The organism is Phytohabitans aurantiacus, from assembly GCF_027923225.1.
GTDB lineage: Bacteria > Actinomycetota > Actinomycetes > Mycobacteriales > Micromonosporaceae > Phytohabitans > Phytohabitans aurantiacus.
Window position 1 is genome coordinate 17,700 of sequence record NZ_BSDI01000069.1, and the last position, 23,144, is coordinate 40,843.

The window sequence follows — 23,144 nt, forward strand, 5'->3', positions numbered from 1 at the left end:
CGCATCGCCGCCCGCCCTGTGCTGTCCGCGCCCGCAGGCTTCCTCGATCAAGAAGCCTGACCCTGCGGGCCACCCCCAGGTGGTTGAAAGAGCGGCAACTCAGCCCGCGCCCGTCCCCTCCCCGACGCCCGCCGGTGACGGCGTGTCGCCACGCCCTGCGCGCCTCCCGTCTCCCGTCTCCCGCCTCCCGTCTCCCGCTTCCCGCTTCCCGTCTCCCGCTTCCCGCCGATCAAGGGCGAATGCACGTGGTTGGATCTCTTCTCCGTGCGCGTCCGCCCCCAGGCTGGCCGGGCACGGCGTGTCGCCACGCCCTGCGCGTCGATCAAGGGCGAATGCACGTGGTTGGATCTCTTTCCGCGTGCATTTGCCCTTGATCCATGCGATTGCCCTTGATCGGCGCGGTGTTCGCGGCCGGCGGGTGGGCGGGGTGGGGTGGGTGAGGAGAGGGCCAGCGCGCGGCGGCCGGGCGGATCGTGCGCCGAGCTCTGCCGGTGGCCCTTAACGCGCCGGTCCGCTGCCGGGCACGTGCCGGGCGCTCGCGGCCCGCGTCTGGCGCTCGCAAGATCAAGAGATGCGGCAACATCGGGGAAAATGCGGCATCGAGGTGCTCGGGAAAGGCCAATAACCCGGAAAATGCTGGATCCACGAACGTGGGATGGGCTTGGGTGCGCCGAGTGGTCGCCGAGGTGCGGGGCAGCGGCGTCGGCGCGGCTCGCCAGCCGCGATCAAGGGCATTCGCATCGATCAAGGGCAAATGCACGCCAAAAGAGATCCAACCGTGTGCGTTCGCCCTTGATCGGCGGAGGAAAGGCGCGGCCGGCGGAGGAAAGGCGCGGCGGGCTGGGAAAGGGCGCGGGGCGGAGAAAGGGCGCGGGCAGGAGCGGCGTCGCGGAAAGGGCACGGGCGGGCGAAGGATGCGGCGGGCGGGAGCGGCGTCGCGGTGGGCGAGGCGCCGCGGTGGGTGGGGGCGGTTAGGGGGTGCGGGCGGTTAGGCGGTGGGCGGGTTCGTGCTCGGGGGCTCGGGTGGCCAGGCGGTCGCGGAGGCGGACCCAGGCTACGAAGAGCAGCAGGAACGGGAGAAGTGGCAAGCAGACCAGCAGGATGGCGATCATCGCGAGCACCTGGCCGGTGGCGTAACCGTGTGTACGACCGGGGGGCATTTACTCAGCGTACCGACCGCCTGTGCGATCTGTCCGATTTGTCAGCCGGACGGGTGATGGTCGTGTATCGATGATGGAGGGAAGGAGTTGGCGATGTGGTGGAGGGGAGTTGGAGTGGCGCTGGCAGCCAGTGTGTTGATCGTGCCCGCGACGCCGGTGAACGCCTCCCCGCCCTCCATCAGCTGGGATGTGCCGCTCGATCACATTGACGATGACGATGTCGGCGTGACCTATCGGGAAGGCGGTCTCGTGATCGCTAGCGGGGGTGGCGAGTCGGCAAGTGTGCGTTGGGGGCGCGTGTCCGCGTACCAGATAACACGCAGGACCACGACGGCGCTGGTGAATCGGGTCTGGGCGGAGGTGGCGGCGGACGTCGCCGTCAGCGTCGAGGTGCGCGCGGAGATTGGCGCGCGGCGGTGGTCGGAGTGGAGGGCGACCCCGGCGATTCTGCCGGATACGACGGTGGTGGAGGTGCGGGTCAATCTTGACGGACCGGGCAGCGTCGCGAGGGTGCGGATGGGCGCTGGTCGGGGCGAGCGGGCTGCACGGGTGAGTGGCGGCGGCTATCGGGTTTTCGCGACGCGGGAAGGGCTCGTCGGCCGGACCACTGCCAACGGGCATGTGATCACGAAGCGTGACCACTTTGTGGCGCTGCCGTCGCGGCGTGGGCTGGCGCCGAAGGACGCCGGTGACTACACGGTGCGGGTGTGCGCGGCGTCGGGGCGGTGCGAGTGGGCGCCGGTGTGGGATGTCGGCCCGTGGAACGTCACCGACGATTACTGGAACCCGCCGTCGGTGCGGCAGTCCTGGACCGATCTGCCGCAGGGGAGGCCGGAGGCCCAGGCCGCGTACCAGGAGGGGTACAACGGTGGGAAGGACGGGTTCGGGCGGAGGGTGCTGAATCCGGCCGGCATCGACCTGGCCGACGGCACGTTCTGGGACGGGCTGTGGCTGACGACCAACGCATGGGTCGACGTCACGTATCTGTGGATGGTCGACGGGGCGCGCGGCACGGTGCGGACGGCGGATTCGACGCTGACGGTGCGTAACGGGCCGCGGGTCCGTGCGACGGCGGTGGGCATCGCGGCCAACCATGCGCGGCCGATCATCGAGTGTCAGGTGGCGGGCGACACTGTCACCGGAACGTACGGCTCGACGAACCTGTGGAACCGGCTGGCACCTGGGTACTTCGTCTCCGACGCGTACGTGAACGCCGGTCCATCACCCACCTGTTAGGTCTAATGATCTCCTGCAGCCGTGCGGGCTGCGGATAGACTCGGCGGTCATGAGTGCTGAAGTGGGTCTCGCCTCGGTTCGTGGTCCGCAGGACGTCAAGCGGATGTCACCGGAGGAGTTGGCGTTGCTGGCCACCGAGATCCGCGACTTCCTGGTGGCGAAGGTGTCGCGGACGGGCGGCCACCTCGGACCAAACCTGGGCGTCGTCGAGCTGACCCTCGCCATGCACCGGGTATTCGACTCGCCGAGCGACCGCTTCCTATTCGATACCGGACATCAGGCATATGTCCACAAAATCGTGACCGGGCGTCAGGAAGGCTTCGACCAGCTTCGCCAGCGTGGCGGCCTCTCCGGCTACCCGAGCCAGGCGGAGAGCGAGCACGACCTCATCGAAAACTCGCACGCTTCCACGGCGCTGTCGTACGCGGACGGGCTCGCCAAGGCGTATGCCCTGCGGGGCGAGGCGCGGCACGTGGTCGCCGTGGTCGGCGACGGCGCGCTCACCGGCGGCATGTGTTGGGAGGCGCTCAACAACATCGCCACCGCCCGCAACCCGCTCGTGATCATTGTCAACGACAACGGCCGCTCGTACGCGCCGACCATCGGCGGCCTCGCCGACCACCTCTCCACGCTGCGGCTCAACCCCGGCTACGAGAAGGTGCTCGACCTGGTCAAGGACGCGCTGGGCGCGACGCCGCTCGTCGGCAGGCCGATGTACGAGGTGCTGCACGCGGTCAAGACCGGCATCAAGGACGCGGTCGCGCCGCAGGCCATGTTCGAGGACCTGGGCATCAAGTACGTCGGGCCGATCGACGGCCACGACATTCCGGCCGTCGAATCGGCGTTGCGTCGTGCGAAGGGCTTCGGGGGGCCGGTCATCGTCCATGCGGTGACACGCAAGGGGTACGGGTACCAGCCGGCCGAGGAAGACGAAGCCGACTGCCTGCACTCGCCCAGCGCGTTCGACGTCGAGACCGGCAAGCTGCTCGCCGCGAAGTCGGTGAAGTGGACGCAGGTGTTCGCCGACGAGCTCGTCACGATCGCCGACGAGCGGCCCGACGTGGTCGGCATCACCGCCGCCATGGCCGAGCCGACGGGGATCGCGACGCTCGCTCGCAAGTACCCGTCGCGGGTCTACGACGTGGGCATCGCCGAGCAGCACGCGGCCACCTCGGCCGCCGGCCTGGCGCTCGGGGGGCTCCACCCGGTGGTGGCGGTGTACGCGACGTTCCTGAACCGGGCGTTCGACCAGGTACTGCTCGACGTCGCCATGCACAAGCTGCCGGTGACGTTCGTGCTCGACCGGGCCGGGATCACCGGGCCCGACGGGCCGAGCCACTACGGCATCTGGGACATGTCAGTCTTCGGCGTGGTGCCGGGCCTGCGTATCGCGGCGCCACGCGACGCCGCCACGCTCCGCGAGGAACTGCGCGAGGCGGTCGCCGTCGACGAGGGGCCGACGCTGGTGCGCTTCCCGACCGGTTCGGTGGCGGCTGACCTGCCCGCGATCCGGCGCCTGGGCCCCGTCGACGTACTGGTCGAGTCCGGCGCGCGTGACGTGCTGCTGGTGGCGGTGGGCGCGTTCGGGCAGCTGGGCGTCGACGCGGCCGCTCGGGTGGCCGAGCACGGGTACGGAGTGACCGTGGTCGACCCACGCTGGGTCCGGCCGGTGCCCGATGAGCTGGTCGAGCTGGCTCGCGACCACCGGCTCGTCGTGACGGTGGAGGACGGCGTACGTGCCGGAGGCGTGGGTGACGCGCTGGCGAAGGCGCTGCGCGACGCTGACGTGAGCGTGCCGTTGCGCGACATCGGCGTACCGGCCGAGTGGCACCCGCACGGCACCCGGGCGCAGATTCTGGCTGATCTGGGGCTGACGGCTCAGGATGTCGCGCGTGACGTGACCGGGTGGGTGTCCCGCTTGGACGAAGCCGTCGACCCGACCCACATCTCCATCTAGGCTCCACTTCCGACCGGCGTCCTCGGCCGCCCGCCCGCGGGAGGCGTGCGCTGGCGCCTCTCCGCGCGGTCGCGGCCTCTTCGCGCCGTCGTGCGGCGCGGTCGCGCGGCGCGGCCTCTTCGCGGTCGTGCGGCGGCTTTGCGCCTCCCTTGCGTCGATCAAGGGCGAATGCACGTGGTTGGATCTCTTTTTCGCGTGCGTTTGCCCTTGATCCACGCGTCTGCCCTTGATCGCGGCGCCGTTGGGTGGGGGTGGGCCGGTCTTAGGGCGATGGGTTTGTGACGGATCGGGATGATTTGGCGGCGGCTCCGCGCGCCAAGGCTGAGATTGTGGGGACGCGGAGGGTGAGGCTGCGGGAGCGACGGTATGGACCGCGGCGGACGTCGCGGTAGCTCGCAAATTCTTTCTTGACGGGGTGGTAAGTAGCGGCTTACCGTAAGTGTGCACTTACCAAGGAGGCGGTCGTGGACGGCCTGGCTACCCTTGCCGACGCCACCCGGCGGGCGATCTTCGAGCACCTCGTGCGGCGCGGCCCGCTCGCGGTCGGCGAGATCGCCGGGGCGTTTCCCGTCAGCCGGCCCGCCGTCTCGCAGCATCTCAAGGCGCTGGTCGACGCCGGGCTGGTCACGGCCAGTTCGGCGGGCACCCGGCGGGTCTACTCCGTCAACCCCGAAGGCGTTTCCGCGCTGCATCGCTGGATCGACGCCCGCTGGCAGCAGGTGATCGACACTTTTGAGCGAGCGGCACGAACCGAAGGAGCCGTCATGTCCGTTTCAGCGATCCCCGCGGTGCGCAAGACCCGTACCGTGCCGCTAGGTGTGGAGGCGGCGTTCGACCTGTTCACCGCTCGTGTGGGCGAGTGGTGGCCGACCGCGACCCACTCGATCCACGAGGAGGACGTCAAGGAGGTCCGGCTCGAGGGTCGGGTTGGCGGGCGGATGGTCGAGGTGACGACCGATGGCCGAGAGTACAGCTGGGCTGACGTGCTCGCGTGGAACCCGCCGCAGCGCTTCGTGCTCTCCTGGCATCCCAACCTGGAGCCGGAGGCCGCGTCTCGCTTGGAAGTCACGTTCCGTGCGGTCGAGGGCGGGACGGAGGTTGTGCTCGTGCACAGTGGGTGGGAAGAGTTCGGCGAGCGTGGGGTGGTCCTTCGGGACAACTACGAGGGCGGCTGGGAGTCGGTCTTGTCTCGGTACACGGCGGCGGTGTAGCGCTGCTCGCATGGGTCGGAGGACCTCTCGCGCTGCTCGTTTCGCTTCGTTCGCCGATCAAGGGCGAACGCGCGTGATTGGATCTTTTTTGGCGTGCATTTGCCCTTGATCGTTGGGAATGCCCTTGATCGTCGCGGTTGGCGGTGGCTTGGCGCTATGCCGGGACGGCATCGCGAATGAGGCGGCGTTGTTTGCGGCGCAGGGCGTAGGTCCCGTGCGTGGAGAGGCAGATCTTGAAGTTGAGGGCGCGGGCCAGGTGTCGCGGTCGCCGTTCCACGGCGAGCTGTGAACGTTTATGGCTGCTGGGGCAGCCATAAACGTTCACAGCTCGAGAGATCCGCTACGCGGATCGGGACAATCCGGTCGGTGGCCGCGCCTAGTGGCGCCGGGGTCGGCCGCGGTGGACGGGCTTGACGCGGCGCCAGAGCCCTTGGCTCGACGGTGCCGATCAAGGGCTATCGCATGGATCAAGGGCGAATGCACGCGGAAAAGCGATCCAACCGCGTGCATTCGCCCTTGATCGACGAGACGGGGAGGGCGGAGCGGGCGGGAGGGGAGTGACGGGAGGGGGCTGTGGGGAAGGCGTGGCAGAGTTGTCGGCGTGGTTATTGAGCTCGGCTATGAGCGGGAGGCTTCGGGCGGGCGGCTGCGGGATGCTTGGCGGTCGCTTCGGGGAGTGCGGCCGTTCGCGCAGGTTTTGTGTGCGGGGCTGCTGCTCGCCGTCGCTGGGTCGGCGCCCGCGCCGGCGGCTGCGCTGACGGAGGTGGCGAGCCATCCGCTGGCCGAGGAGGCTGACTTCGCGGTGCTCGGCGACCGGCTCTTCGTAGCGGCGTCACCGGCAGCGGGCTCCGAAAAGCCGGCCGCGGGCTCGGAAAAAAGCGAACAGGCGGCGCCGGCAGCGGGCTCTGACAAGGGAGTGAGTGGGCGAGCGACGCTGACCGCGTACGAGTTGCCTGGTGGGCGGAGGTTGTGGCGGGCGCCGTACGAGTCCAGTGTGGAGCAGTTTGTCACCGTCCAGCGGGGCGACGGGGTCGTACTGGTCACCGGGCTCCTGCAAGGGGAGCGGTACGGCACGCCGACCACGGTCCTGGACGCGGCCACCGGTCAGGTCAAGTGGACGACGCCGCTGCGGCTCACTGTCTCGGACGATGGGCGTACCGGGTTTGTCGGTGGTGCGACGGTGCGTGCGCTCGACCTGGCGACCGGGCGTGATCTGTGGTCGGCGGCGTTTCCGGCAGACGCGGCTGTGCGCAGTGTGACGTCGGGGCGAGCGCTGGTCCTGACCAGTACCGGTGAGGGACAGCTGCGGGATGGCCGCACCGGAGCCGTGCTGCGTACCGGGGCGATGCTGCCCGCCGGCGTGACTCCGAACCTGTCGACCGCTATCGACGGCGCGATCATGGTCGGGTACGAGGACGCGGCGGGGAGCCGGCGGGTGGCCGGGTTTGCGGCCGACACGCTGGAGCGGCGCTGGGAGCGGACGCTGTCTGACGATGACGCGCCCCGGTTCGGCGCGTGCGGGCGGCTGGTGTGTACGGCGCGGCCGGGCGGTGTCGTGGCGGTCGACCCGGCTACCGGGGCGCAGCGATGGGACGTACCGGGTGCGGACACGGTGTTCGAGACCGGCGGCGTGGTGGTGGCCGCCCGTTGGCCGGATCGGTTGGCGGCGATCGACCCCGCGAGCGGCCGGACGCTGGTCGAGCTCGACGACTGGGACACGGCCATGAGCGGGCGCGACGACGCACCCCTCATAGGCGTCTACTCGAAAGAGAGAGGCTCGAAGGAGAAAGACTCGGAAGAGAAAGTCAGCGAAACCACGAGCTGGCTCGCCCTCATCGAGCCGCGCGGCAGCGCACTGCGGCACCTCGGTTCGGTACCGCATCGGGTTTGGGACTGCGTGGCCGGAACGCGGAGCGTAGTGTGTCGCGCACCGGGTGGCCAGGTGCGCGTCTGGACGTACCAGGAATAAAGCGCACCGAATAAATGCGGAACCACCCGGGTGACCGGGGGATTACAACCGTATGGTGATCGACCTGGGGGAGGTGCGGGAGGCGCCGGTAGGCGACGACCGGCCGCCGCCCTGGACGCCGCGACAGCGCCGGGCGGTTCGTGTCGTGGCCGCGCTTGTCGTGGCCCTGCTCGCGGCGGGCGCCGCGCCGGTGCGGCCGGCGTTGGTCATGCTGGATATCCCGGCGGCGATCGGTGACCGGTTCGTGGTTTCGGACAGCACCGACTCGGTCTACCTGCTGAGCCCCAGCCTCGACGCGCTCGGTCAGGGCGAGCGGGAGATCGTCAAATATCGCCTGCCTGCCGGGCAGGAGGCGTGGCGCACGAGGGTGGCGACGGCCGGGCCGTTACGCACGGCGGTCTCGGAGGGCGGCATCCTCTACGCGCTGGCCGAAGCGTATGCACCGGAGACGATCGCGTTCGACGCGGACACCGGAAAGGTGCTGTGGCGGCGCGCCGGATGGCTCGGCGACACCAGCGCCGAGCAGGTGTTCCTGTCGCACGACCCGCGCGACGACGGGACGTCGTTGTTCATGGCGCTCGACCCGCGTACGGGTGTGGAGCGATGGTCGCTCGAGGTGCCGAGAGAGGAGATGGTGCTCTACAACCGGGACCGGATCGTGCGGTGGCGCGGTGACGGCGCCGTGGAGGTGCGCGATCGCCGCACCGGCGGACTGGTGATCCGCGGCCAGGTGCCTCCCCCTGTGATCAACCCGCTGGCCGACAGCAACCCTGGTGTGCAGCTCGTCGGAGGGCTGCTGCTGGTCGCCGGGCCGCCCGAGCGGGTCGTCACCACCGCGTACGACCTTGACCGGCTCCAGCCCGTCTGGCAGGCGGAGATCGACCTGATGAACGAGTACGTGACCGACGAATGCGCCAGCGGCACCCTGTGCGTCGGAGGGGACGGGCCGGGCATGCGGGTCATCGCCCGCGCGACGGGCCGCACCCGATGGGTCAGCGACCGGTGGAGCTGGATGTGGCGGGTCGGGTCGGCACTACTCGCGTTCGGCACCGAATCCGAGCCGATGCGGGTCGCCGTCATAGACCCCGCGGACGGCCACGAGATCGCCGACCTGGGACGCTGGTCGACGCGGCCGGCGGCGATCAACCCCGCTGGGCGCATGTACGCGGCGCGGACCGATCCCGGCACCGGCCGTTCCTGGATCGCCGAGTTGGATCCGGTTGCCCGGAGCATCCACGTGCTCGGCGCGGTGCCCGATTCGTTCGCCTGCGAGGCCGGCCAACTCGTCGTCACGTGCACGCGCACGGGCGGAGCTGTCGCGGTGTGGTATCCGCGGCGCAAACTGGACGAGTGACCGGCACTGGCGTCATCGAGCTGGGAGAGGTGCGGCACGAGCCGCCCGAGCCCACGCCCGAGCCCGGCTGGTCGCCGGCCGCGCGGCGGTGGTTCGCGGCTCTCGTTGGGTTGGCCACGCTGGGCGTGACTCTCGGTGCCGCGGCGCCCCTGCCGCACCCGCTCGCCGAGGCCACGATTCCCGCCGCACTGGGTGATCTGGCCTTCGGCGAAGGCGACACGTACTACGTGATCGATGGCAGCCACGGCCGGCCCGCCGGGACGCGCACGATCGCCGCGTACGCGTTGCCGGACGCGCGGCTGCGGTGGCGTGCCCCGCTGCCGATCACCGGTGCGGTGCGGGGCGTCGGAGCGGCCGAGGGCCAGATGCTGGTGAGCACCCATCCCAACCTGCTGGAGTCGGTCGAGACCATCGCCGTCGGCGAAGACACGGGGCGGGTGATGTGGCGGCGCCGGGCTCAGTTCGAGGGCGTCACCCCGGAACGCGGCAACGTCTTGCTCTGGACCGCGCCGAACGGCGTACCCGCCGCCGGCACGGGGCGCGAGGCGCTCGAGGCCGTCGAGCCGGGCACGGCCGCTGTCCGCTGGTCCTATCGGGTACCGGTGGGAGGCTGGCTGGCATACCGGTACCACAACCAGCGTCCGGTGCGCGTCGTGACGCTCCTGCCGTCCGGGCGGGTCGAGGTGCGGGAGCTGGAGCACGGCCACCTGATCGCGGCCGCGGATGGCCTGTTGCCGCCCCGCCGCCCGGCCGAGCCCTCCCGGTACGTGCAGCTCGCCGGTGACCTGCTCCTGGTGCGCCAGGACCGCAAGGTGGTCACCGCGTACGGGCTGGGACGCCTGGAGCGGCGGTGGAGCGCCGAGGTCGACCCGTCGACCGAGTTCGTGTCGACCGACTGTGGCGCGACGCTGTGCGTACTGTCCCGCCTCGGCGGCCTGCGCGTGCTCGACCCGGCCACCGGCCAGACCCGCTGGCTGAAACCGGGCTGGTCCAACCCGCGCCGCGTGGGCGACCGCCTGGTGGTCAACCAGACCGACCGCCGGCCCGGCCGGGGCCCGCTCGTGGTCGCCGACCCCGCCACGGGGCGCCAGTTGGGCGTACTCGGTGAGTGGTTGCCGCTCGGGCCGGCGCGGCCAGACGGCCGGTTGCCCGGCGTGCGCATCGATCTGAGCACGCTGCGGGCCTGGTTCGCGTGGCTGGACCCGGTCACGCTCTCGGTGCGGGTCATCCAGGCGGCGGCCGACATCATCGGCGACTGCGAGGCGCGGGCCGACGCGATCCTGTGTCGCAGGCTGGATGCCTCCGTGGGCGTGTGGCGGCTGACCTAGCGTTCTGGTTCAAGAGAAATTCCGGGCGTAGCCCAGATCCTGATTTGGATCAGATCCCTTGGTATGCAGGCCCTAGCCTTTGTCTCACGCGGGCTTAACAGCTTCAAGCGGAGGCTGTCACGGGAGGTGGACCGGGGATGCGGGTTCTGGTGGTCGAAGACGAGCGAAATCTGGCCGACGCGATCGCGCGGGGCCTGCGGCGGCAGGGCATGGCGGTCGACGTCGCGTACGACGGCTCGGCCGGCCACGAGATGGCGTTCGTCACCCGGTACGACGTGGTGGTGCTCGACCGCGACCTGCCGGGCGTGCACGGCGACCAGATCTGCGCCGACCTGGTCTCGTCGGGGGCGCTGACCCGGGTACTGATGCTGACCGCGAGCGGCACCGTCGCCGACCGGGTCGAAGGGCTTCAGCTGGGTGCCGACGACTACCTGCCGAAGCCGTTCGCGTTCGACGAGCTCGTGGCCAGGGTGCAGGCGCTCGGCCGCCGAGCCACACCGGCGGCGCCACCGGTGCTCGCGGTCGCCGACCTTCTGCTCGACCCGGCCAAGCGCGTGGTCACCCGCGCCGGCATCCCGGTCGACCTGACCCGCAAGGAGTTCGGCGTACTGGAGGAACTGCTCAAGGCGCGCGGTGGCGTGGTGTCGAGCGAGGAGCTGCTGGAGCGGGTCTGGGACGCGAACACCGACCCGTTCACCACCACCGTCCGGGTGACGGTGATGACCCTCCGGAAGAAGATCGGCGACCCACCGTTGATCGAGACGGTAGTGGGCGCCGGATATCGGGTGACCGCATGACCGTCTACTCTGGACGGCCGGGGCGGCACCGGCTCAGACCTACGCTCCGGCTTCGGCTCACGCTGCTCAACGGCGTACTGCTGGTCGGCGCCGGCGCGATCCTGGTGATGCTCGCCTGGCTGCTGGTCGGCGACGCGTTGCGCCCGGCCGACCAGTTACGCGACGGCACCACCGTCGAGCTGGCCGACGGCCGGTCGCTCGACGCCCGCGACTGGCAGGAGCAGGTCGTCGACGCGGCGTCCCAGGAACTGCTCGCCAAGGGCCTCGTCGCCCTCCTGGCGATCAGCGTGGTCGGTGTCGCTGGGGCGTACGCGGTGGCGGGCCGGGCGCTGCGCCCGCTGCACCAGGTCACCTCGATGGCGCAGCGGCTGTCGGAGGAGACGCTCGACCAGCGCATCCGGTACTCCGGTGCGGACGACGAGGTGGCCGAACTGGCGGGCACGTTCGACGCGATGCTCGACCGGTTGGGCGAGTCCTTCGAGGCGCAGAAACGGTTCGTCGCCAACGCGTCGCACGAGCTGCGTACCCCGCTCGCCGTCATGCGCACCGAGATCGACGTGACGCTGGCCGACGACGAGGCGGACGTAGCCGAGTTCCGGCGGATGGCCACCGTCGTGCGAGACGCGTCCGAGCGGGCCAACGGGCTCGTCGATGCCCTGCTGGTACTGGCACGCAGCGAAGCGCAGTCCGGACGGCGGCTGGTGCGCAAGGTACCGACCGACATGTCGACCGCCGCGACCAACGCGCTGTCAGCGGTACGCGGTGAGGCCGACCGCCTCAAGCTCACCGTCACCACGTCGCTGAAGCCCGCTCCCGTCGTCGGCGACCCGAGCCTGCTCGACCGGCTCGCGGGCAACCTCATCGAAAACGCGATCCGCTACAACCACCTGCATGGCAAGGTGTGGGCGCGCACGGGCTCCGACGCGGCGGCCGCCTGGCTGGTGGTGGGCAACACGGGTTTCGAGGTCGACCAGGCGGACGTGCCGGGCCTCTTCGAGCCGTTCCGGCGCGGCGGCCGGGAACGCACCGGAGCGCGCGGCTCAGGGCTCGGGCTGTCGATCGTGCGGGCGGTGTGCGACGCGCACGGCGGCACCGTGACGGCCGCCGCCCAGCCGGGCGGCGGCCTGGAGGTCACCGTCACGCTTCCCGCCGGCCACACCACCCCCGTAGTGGCCGCGACAGCGAGCGTCCGACCCTCCGCATGATCAGGGCGTCCCCCAAGTCGCTCTAACGACTTGAGGGACGCCCTGATCACTTAGCTGAGGTAGCCGGTTCGCTTTAGGTACGGGGTGATGCCGCCCAGGTGGAACGGCCAGCCGGCGCCCAGGATCAGGCACAGGTCGATGTCGGCGGCCTCGGCGACCACACCCTCGTCGAGCATGAGCCGGATCTCCACCGCCAGCGCTTCGAGCGCCCGCTCGCGTACCTGCTCAGGCGTCGACGGCTTGTCGCCCACCTCCAGCAGGCCGGCGACCTCCTGGTCGACCTCGTTGTCGACCAGGAGTGGCCGGCCCGAGTCAGCGATGCGCTTGAGGTTTTCGCTGACCGGGAAGCGGTCGGGGAACGCACCGTGCAGGACGCCGCCCACGTGGTACGCCACGGCCGGGCCGACGAGCTGCAGCAACGGCAGCGGCCGCATCGGCAGGCCCAGCGGGTCGAGCGCCTCGTTGGCGACGTCGAGCGGGGTGCCCTCGTCGACGGCCGCGAAGATCTCGCCCAGGAAGCGGGTCAGCAGGCGGTTCACCACGAAGGCGGGCGCGTCCTTGACCAGTACACAGGACTTCTTCAGCGCCTTGCCCACCGCGAACGCGGTGGCCAGCGTGGCGTCGTCGGTGTGCTCGCCCCGGATGATCTCCAGCAGCGGCATGACCGCGACCGGGTTGAAGAAGTGGAACCCGACCAGCCGCTCGGGGTGCTCCAGGTCGGCGGCCTGCGCGCTGATCGACAGCGACGAGGTGTTGGTCGCCAGCACCGCCTCCGGCGAGACGACCTTCTCGACCTCGGCCCAGACCTGCTTCTTCACGGCCAGGTCTTCGAAGACGGCCTCCACGACCAGGTCGGCGTCGGCGAACGCGCCCTTGTCGACCGAGCCGCTGATCAGCCCGCGCAGCTTGGCGGCCTTGCCCTCGGCCAGCCGGCCCTTGCTGACCAGCTTGTCGATCTCGCCCTGCACGTAGGCGACACCCTTGTCGACCCGCGTCTGGTCGAGGTCGGTCAGCACGACCGGTACCTCCAGCCGCCGGGCGAACAGCAGGGCGATCTGGCCCGCCATCAAGCCGGCGCCCACCAGGCCAACCTTGGTGATGTCGCGGGCGAGGGCCGGCGACGGCGCACCGGCGGGACGCTTGGCGCGCCGCTGCACGAGGTCGAACGCGTACAGGCCGCTGCGCAGCTCCTCGCTCAGCGCGAGGTCGGCGAGCGCCTCGTCCTCGGCGGCGGTCCCGTCCGCGAAGGGCGCGTCCTTGGCGAGGGCGAGCAACTCCAGCGCCTTGTACGCCGACGGCACCGCGCCGTGCAGCCGGTCGTCGAGCGTCTTGCGGGCGAAGAACAGCACCCCGTCCCACATGTCCCGGTCGATCTCCGGCCGGGTGACGGTGACGTCGCCGCGCACCACGCCGGCCGCCCACTCCAGCGACCGCTCCAGGAAGTCCGCCGGCTCCAGCAGGATGTCCGCGATGCCCATCTCGGCCGCCTGGGCGGGCTTGAGCATCTTGTTCTGCATCAGCGGGTTCTGGATGATCACCTGCGCGGCGGGCGCGATGCCGATCAGGTTCGGCAGCAGCTGCGTGCCGCCCCAGCCGGGAATCAGACCCAGCAGGACCTCGGGGAGGGCGAGCGCCGCCGCACCGCCGGACAGCGTGCGGTAGTGGCAGTGCAGCGCCAGTTCGAGGCCGCCGCCCATGGCGGCGCCGTTCACGAACGCGAAGGTGGGGACGGCGCTGTCGCGCAGCCGCGCGTACACCTTGTGTCCGAGCCGGCCGACCTCCAGCGCCTGCTCGCGGTCGCTGAGCGACGTGAGGCCGGTGATGTCCGCGCCGACGCAGAAGATGTACGGCTTACCGGTGACCGCGATGAACGCCGGGTCCTTGCTCAGCGCCTCGGTGATGGCGGTGTCGAGGCTCGCGAGCCCTTCCGGGCCGAACGTGTTGGGCTTCTTGTGGTCGAAGCCATTGTCCAATGTGATCAGTGCGGCTTTTTTGTCGAGCCCCGGTACGTCGATGAGGCGCAGCAACGCCTTCGTGACGACTTCCTGATATGCCATCAGCGCTGCCCCTCCCAGTGTGGGTTCTCCCAGATGACCGTGCCGCCCATGCCGATGCCGATACACATGGCGGTCACGCCGTACCGCACCTCGGGGTGCTCGGCGAACTGGCGGGACAGCTGCGTCATCAGCCGCACCCCGGACGACGCCAGCGGGTGCCCGATCGCGATCGCGCCGCCCCACGCGTTGACCCGCGGGTCGTCGTCGGCGATGCCAAAGTGGTCGAGGAACGCCAGTACCTGCACCGCGAACGCCTCGTTCAGCTCGAAGAGCCCGATGTCCTCGATGGACAGTCCAGCGATGCGCAGCGCCTTCTCCGTCGACGGGATCGGCCCGTACCCCATGACCTCCGGCTCCACACCCACGAAGCCGTACGACACGAGGCGCATCCCGACCGGCAGGCCCAACTCGCGGGCCACGTCTTCGGCGGCGAGGACGCTGGCGGTGGCGCCGTCGTTGAGGCCCGCCGAGTTGCCCGCGGTCACCCGGCCGTGCGGGCGGAACGGCGTCTTCAGCGTGGCGAGCTTCTCAAGGCTGGTGTCGCGGGGCGCCTCGTCGACCGTGGCAAGGCCCCAGCCTGTCTCCGGGTCGCGCACAGCCACCGGTACCAGATCCTGCTGCAGCTTGCCGTCGGCGTACGCCTTGGCGGTCTTCTCCTGCGAGGCCAGGCCGAACGCGTCCGCGCGCTCCTTGGTGATGTGCGGCAGGCGGTCGTGCAGGTTCTCCGCGGTCTGGCCCATGACCAGCGCCGAGGGGTCGACCAGCTTTTCGGTGAGGATCCGCGGGTTCGGGTCGACACCCTCGCCCATCGGGTGGCGGCCCATATGCTCGACACCACCGGCGATCGCGATGTCGTACGCGCCGATGGCGATGCCTCCGGCGACGGTGGTGACCGCGGTCATGGCGCCCGCGCACATCCGGTCGATCGCGTACCCAGGCACCGTCTTGGGCAGGCCGGAAAGCAGCGCGGCCGTCCGCCCGATCGTCAGGCCCTGGTCGCCGATCTGGGTAGTGGCGGCGATCGCCACCTCGTCGACGCGCTCCGGCGGAAGCTGGGGATTGCGGCGCAGCAGCTCGCGGATGCAGCGGATCACCAGATCGTCGGCGCGGGTGTTCGCGTACATCCCCCCGGCCTTGCCGAACGGGGTGCGGACGCCGTCGACAAAGACGACGTCCCGGACTTCACGGGGCACGGCTGGCCTCCTCGTGGGGTTAGGCTGTCCCTCGGATGCTACTCGTCAGTAACCAGCGCGCGGGAGGCGCCCCGCTGTGGCCCACATCACGGTGATCAGGGCGTCCCCCACGTCGCTCTAACGACTTGAGGGACGCCCTGATCACTCGGAGGTCAGGGCTGCGGCCAGGTTGTCGGCGATCAACGCGACCTGCCAGGCGCGCGCGCCGTAGCCGCGGAGTGTCGCCGCCACCGTCTCCGGGGTGATCTCCTCGGGTGGGGTCCAGGCCAGGCGGCGGATCGAGTCCGGCGTGATCAGGTTTTCTGGGGGGAGCGTGTGCGCGGACGCCGTCTCGGTGACCACCGCGCGGCAGCGGGCCAGGCGGGCGGCTGCGACCGGGTCGCGTTCGGCCCAGCGGTGTGGTGGGGGAGGGCCGTCGAGGGGCGGGGTCACGGGCAGGGCGTCGTCGGGCAGGGCGCGGGCCTCCGCGAGGGCGTCGATCCAGGTACGCGCCAGCCGGCGCACCGAGCGGCCGCCGAACCCGGGCAGGGTCAGCAGGGTGCGCTCGTCCTTGGGGTCGAGTTCGGCGGCGGCGATGATCGCGGCGTCGGGCAGTACCCGGCCCGGTGCCGAGTCGCGCCGTGCGGCGATGGCGTCGCGGGCGTACCACATCGCCCGGACGCGGGCCTGAGCCCGAGCGCCGCGTATGCGGTGTATGCCCGATGTGCGCCGCCACGGGTCGGGGCGCTGCCGGGGCGGCTGAGCACCCCACGCCACCAGCGCCGCGAACTCCTCAGCAGCCCACTCGGCCTTGTCCTGGGCGACCAGCTCGGTGGCCAGTACGTCCCGGAGATCGACGAGGAGCTCGACGTCGAGAGCGGCGTACGTCAGCCAGGACTCGGGGAGCGGCCGGCTCGACCAGTCGGCTGCCGAGTGGTGCTTCTCAAGGGTGTACCCGAGCAGCTGTTCGGTCAGCGCGGCCAAGCCGACCCGCTCGAATCCGGCCAGCCGAGCGGCCAATTCGGTATCGAAAAGTCGACGCGGCCGCAAGCCAAGATCAGCCAGGCAGGGCAGGTCCTGGCTGGCCGCGTGCAGCACCCATTCGGCGTCGGCGATGGCCTCGTCGAGCGTGCGCAGGTCACCCAGCGGCAGCGGGTCGATCAAGGTCGTACCAGCGCCCGCCCGGCGGAGTTGTACCAGGTAGGCGCGCTGCGTGTAGCGGTAGCCGGACGCGCGTTCGGCGTCGATGGCCACCGGTCCCGTGCCGGCGGCGAACCGCCCGACCAACTCGGCGAGCTGGTCAGGCGTTTCCGCAGGCGCGGGGGTGCCCTCGCGGGGTGCGGTCAGCGGAACGGGCCCGTCAGGCAATGGGTCGGGACCCACCTCTCCCGGCGCCGGCGGCTTTCGGTTGTGTGGTCCGTCCCCTGCTTGGCGTTGCGCGGCCCGACGGCGCAGGGGTGGTTCGTCGGTCACCCGACAACCGTAGTGGGACCGCGCGCCAGCAACGAGCAGCCGGGTCCCGGCGCGTCGAATCGGCGGGGGAGGAGACTGGTTTCGGTGCGGTACGGTCCACCTGCTGATGATCTGTGCGGGCGGGTTGTCCGGCAATGCGACTGTGGAGTTGGCGTCCTAGGGGAGGGGGCGAGGATCTCGCCATGAGCACTGGGTACGACCCGCCGGCAGAACCGTCCGGGTCCGCACTGCCCGGCCCGCGACACTCGATCGACGACGAGATGGCCCGTCCAGGCGGCCCACCCGTCGACACCGACTCGCTGTACCGGCGCCCTGGCGGCCGGCCGGAGGCGGCGGGATTCGGCTCGCCGGTCGGTCCGCCGCCCGGCCCCGAGCCTTCGAGCGCGCCACCCGGGTACCAGCCCGCGGCCTACGCCGCGCCGCCGTACCCCCTCTCCGCGCCGCCGATGTCGGCGGTGCCGATGGCTATGGCCGACCCGATGGTCTTCGGCACGGCGCGGCCGCCGCGCCGGATGGCCTGGCCCGGCATCGTGGCGCTCACCCTGGTCGTGGCCCTCGCCGGTCTGGCCGGCTTCCAGGCGTACCAGATCCGTGACCTGCAGAGCCGCGTCGTCGAGGCCGACCAGAGGCTCGCCGCGGAGCAGGCGGAGGACGACAGCCGGTTCAACGGCATCGAGGAGCGCACCGGCTCGCTCGAATCCGAGGCGGGCAAGGCGTTCAACCCCGAGGCGATCTCGGACCAGGTGCTGCCCAGCGTGTTCCGGGTGGCGGCGGGACAGTTCACGGGCACCGCGTTCGCGGTCGGCAAGCCGGCGAACGGCGGCGGCACCAACCTCTTCACGAACTACCACGTGGTCGAGTCGGTCTGGGAGGCCGGTGACCGCGAGGTCTTCATCGAGCGCCGCGACCAGCGGTGGCCGGCCACGATCGTCAAGGTCGACGAGGGCAACGACGTGGCGCAGCTCCGCACGACCAGCAAGTTCACGGGCCTCACCATGGCCGGTGCGGCCGCCAAGTCGGGCCAGCAGATCGTGGTTGTCGGCGCACCCCTCGGCCTCGAAGACACGGTGACCACGGGCGTGATCAGCGCGATCCGGAAGAACGAAGACGGCGCCGGCACGGTGATCCAGTTCGACGCGCCCATCAACCCGGGCAACTCCGGCGGCCCGGTCATCAACGCCGCCAAGCAGGTGGTCGGCATCGCGACCGCGAAAGCGCGCGACGCCGAGGGGATCGGTCTGGCAGTACCGATCAAGACCGCCTGTGACGTGTTCAAGATCTGTTGATACGCGCGCCGACGCGGCGCACACCAGGAGGAACGATGTCCCACCCCCCAGGCTCTCCGTACCAGCCGGGAGACGTACCACCACCTCCGCCGGTGCCCTCCGGTAACGAGCCGGCGTACACGATCCCGACCGGGTCGGTGCCGGCTGGTTCGGCGTACCCACCGCCGGACCCCGGAGCCGCGCCCCAGCCACCGCCCGCACCGCAGCCAGCGCCCTACGCGCCCGGCTCGGCAGCCGTCCCGCCGCCCGCCCCCTACCCCGCGCAGCCGGCCTCCGGCGCGCCGTACGCCGCTCCGCCTGCTGCGGGGGCGCCTTACGCCGCTCCGCCCGCTTCGGGTGCGCCCTATGCGGCACCGCCCGCTTCCGGTGCTCCGTACGCCGCGCCGCCTGCTTCTGGGGCACCGTACGCGCCGCCCGCTTCCGCCGGGGAGTACACGCCCACCGCGGAGTACGCGCAGCCCGCGGCTGGCGCCTATGCCGCGCCGCCGTCGGGTGCGCCCTACGTGCCGCCGGGCCAGCCGACCGGCTACGAGGCCGGGCAGGTGCCGGCCTACGCGGCGGCACCCGGATACGACCCCGCGTCCGGCATCCCCGCCTCGGGCCCGCCGCCGATGTCCGGCCCACCGCTGTCCGGAGCGCCGTACTCGGCCGCGCCCTACGGTGCCCCGTACGGCGCGCCCGCCGGCCCGGCCGGTCCCCAGCGCAACCCGACCGTGCTGGTACTGGCGATCGTGGCCGGGCTGCTGTTCATCCTCGGCGGCGTGATGACCGCGCTGTACGTCGGCAAGTCCGGTGACCTCGACCGCACCGAGAAAAACCTCAACGCGCAGGTCGCCAGCCGCGACGAGCAGCTCACGGCGAAGGGCACCGAGCTCGACACGCTCAAGCGCGACCTGGAGGCGGCCAACGCGAAGCTGTCCACCGCTGAGCAGGACCTGGCCGGCACCAAGAACGCGAAGGACCAGACCGAGAAGGAGAAGGCGGCCATCGCCAAGTGCCTGAACCTGGTCAACACGTTCCTGACCGAGCTGGCCGACGGCGACACCGCCGGAGCACAGAAGGCGGCGGACGCCCTGGCAGCGCCGTGCCGCGAGGCCGACAAGTACCTCTAGCAAACCCCATGATCAGGGCGTCCCTCAAGTAGTCCTAACGACTTGAGGGACGCCCTGATCACGTAACAGACGGGGTTATGCGGTTAAGCGGCGGTCGTGTAGCGCGGTTACTCCCGGAGGGGGGAGGCCGGCCGTCGAGGACAGTAGGGCGCACCAGGCCCTCAGGTGTGCGCCGAGGTCTTCGCCCACCGGGGTCCACGAGGCGCGGATCTCGATGTCGGCGGCGGGCGGCGGACCGGCCAGGTTGCCGAAGCGGCTCGACATGGTCTGCGTCACGGTGCCGCCGATCGCGACGTGCGTGGCCTCCTCGGCCTCCAGCGCGTCGGTGAGCCACGTCCAGCCCACGTCGGGCAGTAGCGGGTCGGCGGCGAGTTCCGGTTCCATCTCGGCCGTCACATACGTGACCAGCCGCATCGTGCCCTCCCACGCCTCGTGACCGGCGGGGTCGTAGAGCAGGATGAGCCGCCCGGTGGCGAACTCTTCCTCGTCGCGCTGGACCGTGCCCATCAGCGCGTACGCGTACGGCGCGAGCCGCTGCGGCGCGGCCACCTCTTCCAGGAGGATCTCGGGGCGCGGCTTCACCGCCTTGAGCCCGGCCACGGCGCGCGCGAACGTCTCCGGTTCTGTGGGCGCCATGCTCGCAGCCTAAGCCCGCGTACGGCTCCCGCGCGGGCCGCCGCGCCGTCGGTGGGGAGCGGCGTGGCACGATGGGCGCGATGACTGCACACGACTCCGCGTTCGTCCTGGCGTGTCTGGGGAAGCCGGTCCCGCACACACCGGTGTGGTTCATGCGACAGGCGGGGCGTTCGTTGCCGGAGTACCGGAAGGTGCGAGCCGGCATCCCGATGCTCGAGTCGTGCCGCCGCCCCGAGTTGGTGGCTGAGATCACACTCCAGCCGGTGCGACGGTACGGGGTGGACGCCGCGATCCTCTACAGCGACATCGTCGTGCCGCTGGCGGCGGCCGGTGTCGACCTCGACATCGTGCCGGGCACGGGTCCGGTGATCGCCGAGCCCGTCCGCACCGAGTCCGACGTCGCCGCGATCCGCCCGCTCACGCCCGATGATGTGTCCTATGTGGACGAGGCGGTCCGGCTGCTGGTCGCCGAGCTGGGCGCGACGCCGCTGATCGGCTTCGCGGGTGCGCCGTTCACGCTGGCCAGCTACCTGGTCGAGGGCGGTCCGTCGCGCACGCACGCGAAGACCAAGGCGATGATGTACGGCCAGCCGGACACCTGGCACGCGCTGTGCACCCGGCTCGCCGACATCACGCTGGAGTTCCTGCGGGTACAGATCGCGGCGGGCGTTTCGGCGGTGCAACTGTTCGACTCGTGGGTCGGTGCGCTGTCCGAGGCCGACTACCGGCGTTACGTGATGCCGCACTCGGCGCGCGTCCTCCAGCAGCTGGAAGGCGTACCGCGCATCCATTTCGGCGTCGGCACCGCCGAGTTGCTGCCCGCGATGGGCGAGGCGGGCGCCGACGTGGTGGGTGTCGACTGGCGCACACCGCTCGACGTGGCGACCGCGCGGATCGGACCGGACAAGGCGGTGCAGGGCAACCTGGACCCGTGCGTGCTGTTCGCGCCGTGGCCGGTGGTCGAGGCCGAGGTGCGCCGCGTACTGGCCGAGGGCAGGGCCGCGCCGGGGCACGTGTTCAACCTGGGGCACGGGGTACTGCCCGAGATCGACCCGGACGTGCTGGCGAGGGTCGTCGAGGTCGTACACGAAACCGCGGGCCACCAGTGAAGGTCGCCGTCGTCGGTGGCGGGATCAGCGGGCTGGCGGCCGCGCTGCGGATCAGGGAGCGCGCGCCCGCGGGTACGGCGGTGACGGTGTACGAGCAGGCGCCCTGGCTGGGCGGAAAGCTGCGCACCGGCACGGTGGCGGGGTCGACCGTCGAGCTGGGCGCCGAGGCGTTCCTGGTGCGAGACACCACGGGTGGCGACTCGGCGGCGATGTCCCTGGCGCGCCGGGTGGGGCTCGGCGACGACCTCGTGCACCCGGCGGTCCAGCGGGCGGGGTTGGCGCACGGTGGGAGGCTCGTGCCACTGCCGGGCGGGACGCTGGTGGGCGTACCAAGTGATCTTGAAAGCGTGAAGGCGGTGGCTGAGCCAGCGGCGGACCTCGACACCGACGAAGGCCGGCCGCTTCTGGGGCCCGATGACGACGTCGCCGTCGGCGCGTTGGTGCGGCGGCGGCTGGGCGACGAGGTGGTCGACCGGCTGGTCGACCCGATGCTGGGCGGCGTGTACGCCGGGCGGGCCGACGAGCTGTCGCTGGCCGCCACGATGCCCGGTCTCGCCGCCGCGGCGCGTACCGAGCACACGCTGACCGGCGCGGTGAAGGCCGCGCTGGCCGCGGCGCCGCGCCCCCCTGGAACGCCGGTGTTCGCGACCGTGCAGGGCGGGCTGAGCCGGCTGGTGCGTGCGGTGGCCGCGGCCACCGACGCGCGTATCCGGCTGGGTACGGCGGTGCGCGAGCTGCGGCGGGTGGCGAAGGGCTGGGAGCTGCTGGCCGGCACCGAGCGGGTGCACGCCGACGCGGTCGTGCTCGCGGTGCCCGCGCGGCACGCGGCCCGGTTGCTGCACACCGAGGCGGTCGTCGACTACGCGAGCGTCGCGCTCGTCACGCTCGCGCTGCCCGGCGCGCGGCTGCCCGCCCTGTCCGGCTTTCTGGTGCCGGCGGAGGAGGGCACGCTCATGAAGGCGGCGACGTTCTTCACGACGAAGTGGGCGCACCTGACCCGCCCCGACGGGGTGGCGATCGTGCGAGGCTCGGTGGGACGGTACGGCGAGGAGCCGCTGCTGCACCGCTCGGACACCGATCTGGCCGCCCACGTGCACCGCGAACTCTCCACACTGGTCGGTGCCGCCCTGCCGCCCCCGGTCGGCACGCACGTGCGGCGGTGGGGCGGTTCGCTGCCGCAGTACGCGCCGGGGCATCTCGACCGGGTGGCCGAGGCGCGGGGCGCGCTGCCGCCGACGCTCGCCCTGGCCGGCGCCGGTTACGACGGCGTGGGCATCCCGGCGTGCGTGCGTTCCGGCGAGGCGGCCGCCGACCAGGTTCTGAAAGGATTGTCACCATGAGTGAGCAGAGCAACGCCGCGCGGTTGCGGGAGCTGAACGCGTCGATCAGGTACACGATGTGGTCGGTGTTCCGGGTCGCGGATCCGTTGCCGGCGCTGCGTGATCCGCTGGTGAGCGAGGTCGAGGCGCTCTTCGAGCAGCTGGGCGCGAAAGACGTGGTGGTGCGCGGCGGATATGACGTGTCCGGGCTCCGGGCCGACGCCGACCTGATGATCTGGTGGCACGCGCCGTCGGCCGACGCGCTCCAGGAGGCGTACGGGCTGCTGCGCCGCACCGCGCTCGGCCGGCACCTGGCCCCGGTGTGGTCGCAGATGGCGCTGCACCGGCCCGCGGAGTTCAACAAGAGCCACGTGCCGGCGTTTCTCGCGGGTGAAGAGGCGCGGGCTTACGTGTGCGTGTATCCGTTCGTACGCTCGTACGAGTGGTACCTGCTGCCGGACGAGGAGCGCCGGGACATGCTCGCGGAGCATGGGCGGATGGCTCGGGGCTATCCGGACGTGCGGGCCAACACGGTGTCGTCGTTCGCGTTGGGTGATTACGAGTGGATGCTCGCCTTCGAGGCGGATGAACTGCACCGGATCGTTGATTTGATGCGGGATCTGAGGGGTTCGCGGGCTCGGCGGCATGTGCGGGAAGAGGTGCCGTTCTTTACTGGGCGTCGGCGGTCGGTGGCTGAGTTGGTTGCTTCGTTGCCGTAGGCGTGGGGTTCAGGTGGGGGGTTCGGGCGGGTGGGTGACCCACG

The 23,144-nt window shown here is 71.2% G+C and carries 17 protein-coding genes and 1 pseudogene; 13 read left to right on the forward strand and 5 right to left on the reverse strand.

The window, feature by feature from the left end:
* Positions 1–971: 971 nt before the first annotated feature.
* Complete coding sequence (locus QMG73_RS40070; protein ID WP_281904448.1) at positions 972–1,160, reverse strand: hypothetical protein; 189 nt, start codon at positions 1,158–1,160, stop codon at positions 972–974.
* A 339-nt stretch (positions 1,161–1,499) separates the two neighbouring features.
* Here QMG73_RS40070 and QMG73_RS40075 point away from each other — a divergent pair, with 339 nt between their 5' ends.
* From QMG73_RS40075 to QMG73_RS40110, 8 genes and pseudogenes are all read left to right on the forward strand, one after another.
* Positions 1,500–2,396, forward strand: coding sequence for a hypothetical protein (locus QMG73_RS40075; RefSeq protein WP_281904449.1), 897 nt, complete (start codon positions 1,500–1,502; stop codon positions 2,394–2,396).
* A gap of 49 nt (positions 2,397–2,445) precedes the next feature.
* Positions 2,446–4,405, forward strand: a pseudogene (dxs, locus tag QMG73_RS40080) (1-deoxy-D-xylulose-5-phosphate synthase); the annotation flags it as partial.
* Positions 4,406–4,817: 412 nt separating this feature from the next.
* Complete coding sequence (locus tag QMG73_RS46280) at positions 4,818–5,564, forward strand: ArsR/SmtB family transcription factor (protein WP_281904452.1); 747 nt, start codon at positions 4,818–4,820, stop codon at positions 5,562–5,564.
* A gap of 601 nt (positions 5,565–6,165) precedes the next feature.
* Positions 6,166–7,533: an outer membrane protein assembly factor BamB family protein gene (locus tag QMG73_RS40090; protein WP_281904454.1), complete on the forward strand. Its 1,368-nt coding sequence runs from the start codon at positions 6,166–6,168 to the stop codon at positions 7,531–7,533.
* Between the two features lie 52 nt (positions 7,534–7,585).
* Positions 7,586–8,887: an outer membrane protein assembly factor BamB family protein gene (locus QMG73_RS40095; RefSeq protein ID WP_281904456.1), complete on the forward strand. Its 1,302-nt coding sequence runs from the start codon at positions 7,586–7,588 to the stop codon at positions 8,885–8,887.
* The gene (locus QMG73_RS40100) at positions 8,884–10,215 is read left to right on the forward strand and encodes an outer membrane protein assembly factor BamB family protein (RefSeq protein WP_281904458.1); all 1,332 of its coding nucleotides are present in this window, start codon (positions 8,884–8,886) and stop codon (positions 10,213–10,215) included. Before QMG73_RS40095 ends, QMG73_RS40100 begins: the two co-directional genes overlap by 4 nt.
* Positions 10,216–10,352: 137 nt before the next feature.
* Positions 10,353–11,012, forward strand: a complete 660-nt coding sequence (locus tag QMG73_RS40105) for a response regulator transcription factor (protein ID WP_281904461.1) — start codon at positions 10,353–10,355, stop codon at positions 11,010–11,012.
* A complete protein-coding gene (locus QMG73_RS40110) occupies positions 11,009–12,217 on the forward strand; it encodes a sensor histidine kinase (protein WP_281904463.1) in 1,209 nt (402 codons plus the stop codon). Before QMG73_RS40105 ends, QMG73_RS40110 begins: the two co-directional genes overlap by 4 nt.
* A 50-nt stretch (positions 12,218–12,267) precedes the next feature.
* Here the strand turns inward: QMG73_RS40110 and QMG73_RS40115 are convergent, their stop codons facing one another.
* From QMG73_RS40115 to QMG73_RS40125, 3 genes are all read right to left on the reverse strand, one after another.
* Positions 12,268–14,274 (reverse strand): 3-hydroxyacyl-CoA dehydrogenase NAD-binding domain-containing protein, encoded by a 2,007-nt coding sequence (locus QMG73_RS40115; RefSeq protein WP_281904465.1) that lies wholly within the window; start codon positions 14,272–14,274, stop codon positions 12,268–12,270.
* A complete protein-coding gene (locus QMG73_RS40120; RefSeq protein WP_281904467.1) occupies positions 14,274–15,467 on the reverse strand; it encodes a thiolase family protein in 1,194 nt (397 codons plus the stop codon). Before QMG73_RS40120 ends, QMG73_RS40115 begins: the two co-directional genes overlap by 1 nt.
* Positions 15,468–15,608: 141 nt before the next feature.
* Positions 15,609–16,919, reverse strand: a complete 1,311-nt coding sequence (locus tag QMG73_RS40125; protein ID WP_281904468.1) for an HRDC domain-containing protein — start codon at positions 16,917–16,919, stop codon at positions 15,609–15,611.
* A gap of 182 nt (positions 16,920–17,101) precedes the next feature.
* Here QMG73_RS40125 and QMG73_RS40130 point away from each other — a divergent pair, with 182 nt between their 5' ends.
* Both QMG73_RS40130 and QMG73_RS40135 read left to right on the forward strand, forming a co-directional pair.
* Positions 17,102–18,205, forward strand: a complete 1,104-nt coding sequence (locus QMG73_RS40130) for a S1C family serine protease (RefSeq protein ID WP_281904471.1) — start codon at positions 17,102–17,104, stop codon at positions 18,203–18,205.
* Positions 18,206–18,240: 35 nt separating this feature from the next.
* Positions 18,241–19,317: a hypothetical protein gene (locus tag QMG73_RS40135; RefSeq protein WP_281904472.1), complete on the forward strand. Its 1,077-nt coding sequence runs from the start codon at positions 18,241–18,243 to the stop codon at positions 19,315–19,317.
* A 75-nt stretch (positions 19,318–19,392) separates the two neighbouring features.
* On the opposite strand, the gene QMG73_RS40140 is transcribed toward QMG73_RS40135, so the two are convergent.
* Complete coding sequence (locus QMG73_RS40140) at positions 19,393–19,953, reverse strand: DUF3000 domain-containing protein (protein WP_281904473.1); 561 nt, start codon at positions 19,951–19,953, stop codon at positions 19,393–19,395.
* Between the two features lie 71 nt (positions 19,954–20,024).
* On the opposite strand from QMG73_RS40140, the gene hemE reads away from it, so the two are divergent.
* From hemE to hemQ, 3 genes are read left to right on the forward strand one after another with little or no spacing between them, the layout of a single operon-like run.
* Positions 20,025–21,062, forward strand: a complete 1,038-nt coding sequence (hemE, locus tag QMG73_RS40145) for a uroporphyrinogen decarboxylase (RefSeq protein ID WP_407676920.1) — start codon at positions 20,025–20,027, stop codon at positions 21,060–21,062.
* Positions 21,059–22,402, forward strand: coding sequence for a protoporphyrinogen oxidase (gene hemG / locus QMG73_RS40150; RefSeq protein WP_281904477.1), 1,344 nt, complete (start codon positions 21,059–21,061; stop codon positions 22,400–22,402). The genes hemE and hemG overlap by 4 nt, the downstream gene beginning before the upstream one ends.
* Complete coding sequence (hemQ, locus tag QMG73_RS40155) at positions 22,399–23,100, forward strand: hydrogen peroxide-dependent heme synthase (protein ID WP_281904479.1); 702 nt, start codon at positions 22,399–22,401, stop codon at positions 23,098–23,100. Before hemG ends, hemQ begins: the two co-directional genes overlap by 4 nt.
* The last annotated feature ends 44 nt before the right edge of the window (positions 23,101–23,144 follow it).

Coding starts and splice junctions, on each gene's coding strand:
- QMG73_RS40070 (WP_281904448.1), bottom strand. CDS start 1,160: ATGCCCCCCGGTCGTACACACGGTTACGCCACCGGCCAGGTGCTCGCG.
- QMG73_RS40095 (WP_281904456.1), top strand. CDS start 7,586: ATGGTGATCGACCTGGGGGAGGTGCGGGAGGCGCCGGTAGGCGACGAC.
- QMG73_RS40105 (WP_281904461.1), top strand. CDS start 10,353: ATGCGGGTTCTGGTGGTCGAAGACGAGCGAAATCTGGCCGACGCGATC.
- QMG73_RS40110 (WP_281904463.1), top strand. CDS start 11,009: ATGACCGTCTACTCTGGACGGCCGGGGCGGCACCGGCTCAGACCTACG.
- QMG73_RS40115 (WP_281904465.1), bottom strand. CDS start 14,274: ATGGCATATCAGGAAGTCGTCACGAAGGCGTTGCTGCGCCTCATCGAC.
- QMG73_RS40130 (WP_281904471.1), top strand. CDS start 17,102: ATGAGCACTGGGTACGACCCGCCGGCAGAACCGTCCGGGTCCGCACTG.
- QMG73_RS40135 (WP_281904472.1), top strand. CDS start 18,241: ATGTCCCACCCCCCAGGCTCTCCGTACCAGCCGGGAGACGTACCACCA.
- QMG73_RS40140 (WP_281904473.1), bottom strand. CDS start 19,953: ATGGCGCCCACAGAACCGGAGACGTTCGCGCGCGCCGTGGCCGGGCTC.
- hemE (WP_407676920.1), top strand. CDS start 20,025: ATGGGCGCGATGACTGCACACGACTCCGCGTTCGTCCTGGCGTGTCTG.
- hemQ (WP_281904479.1), top strand. CDS start 22,399: ATGAGTGAGCAGAGCAACGCCGCGCGGTTGCGGGAGCTGAACGCGTCG.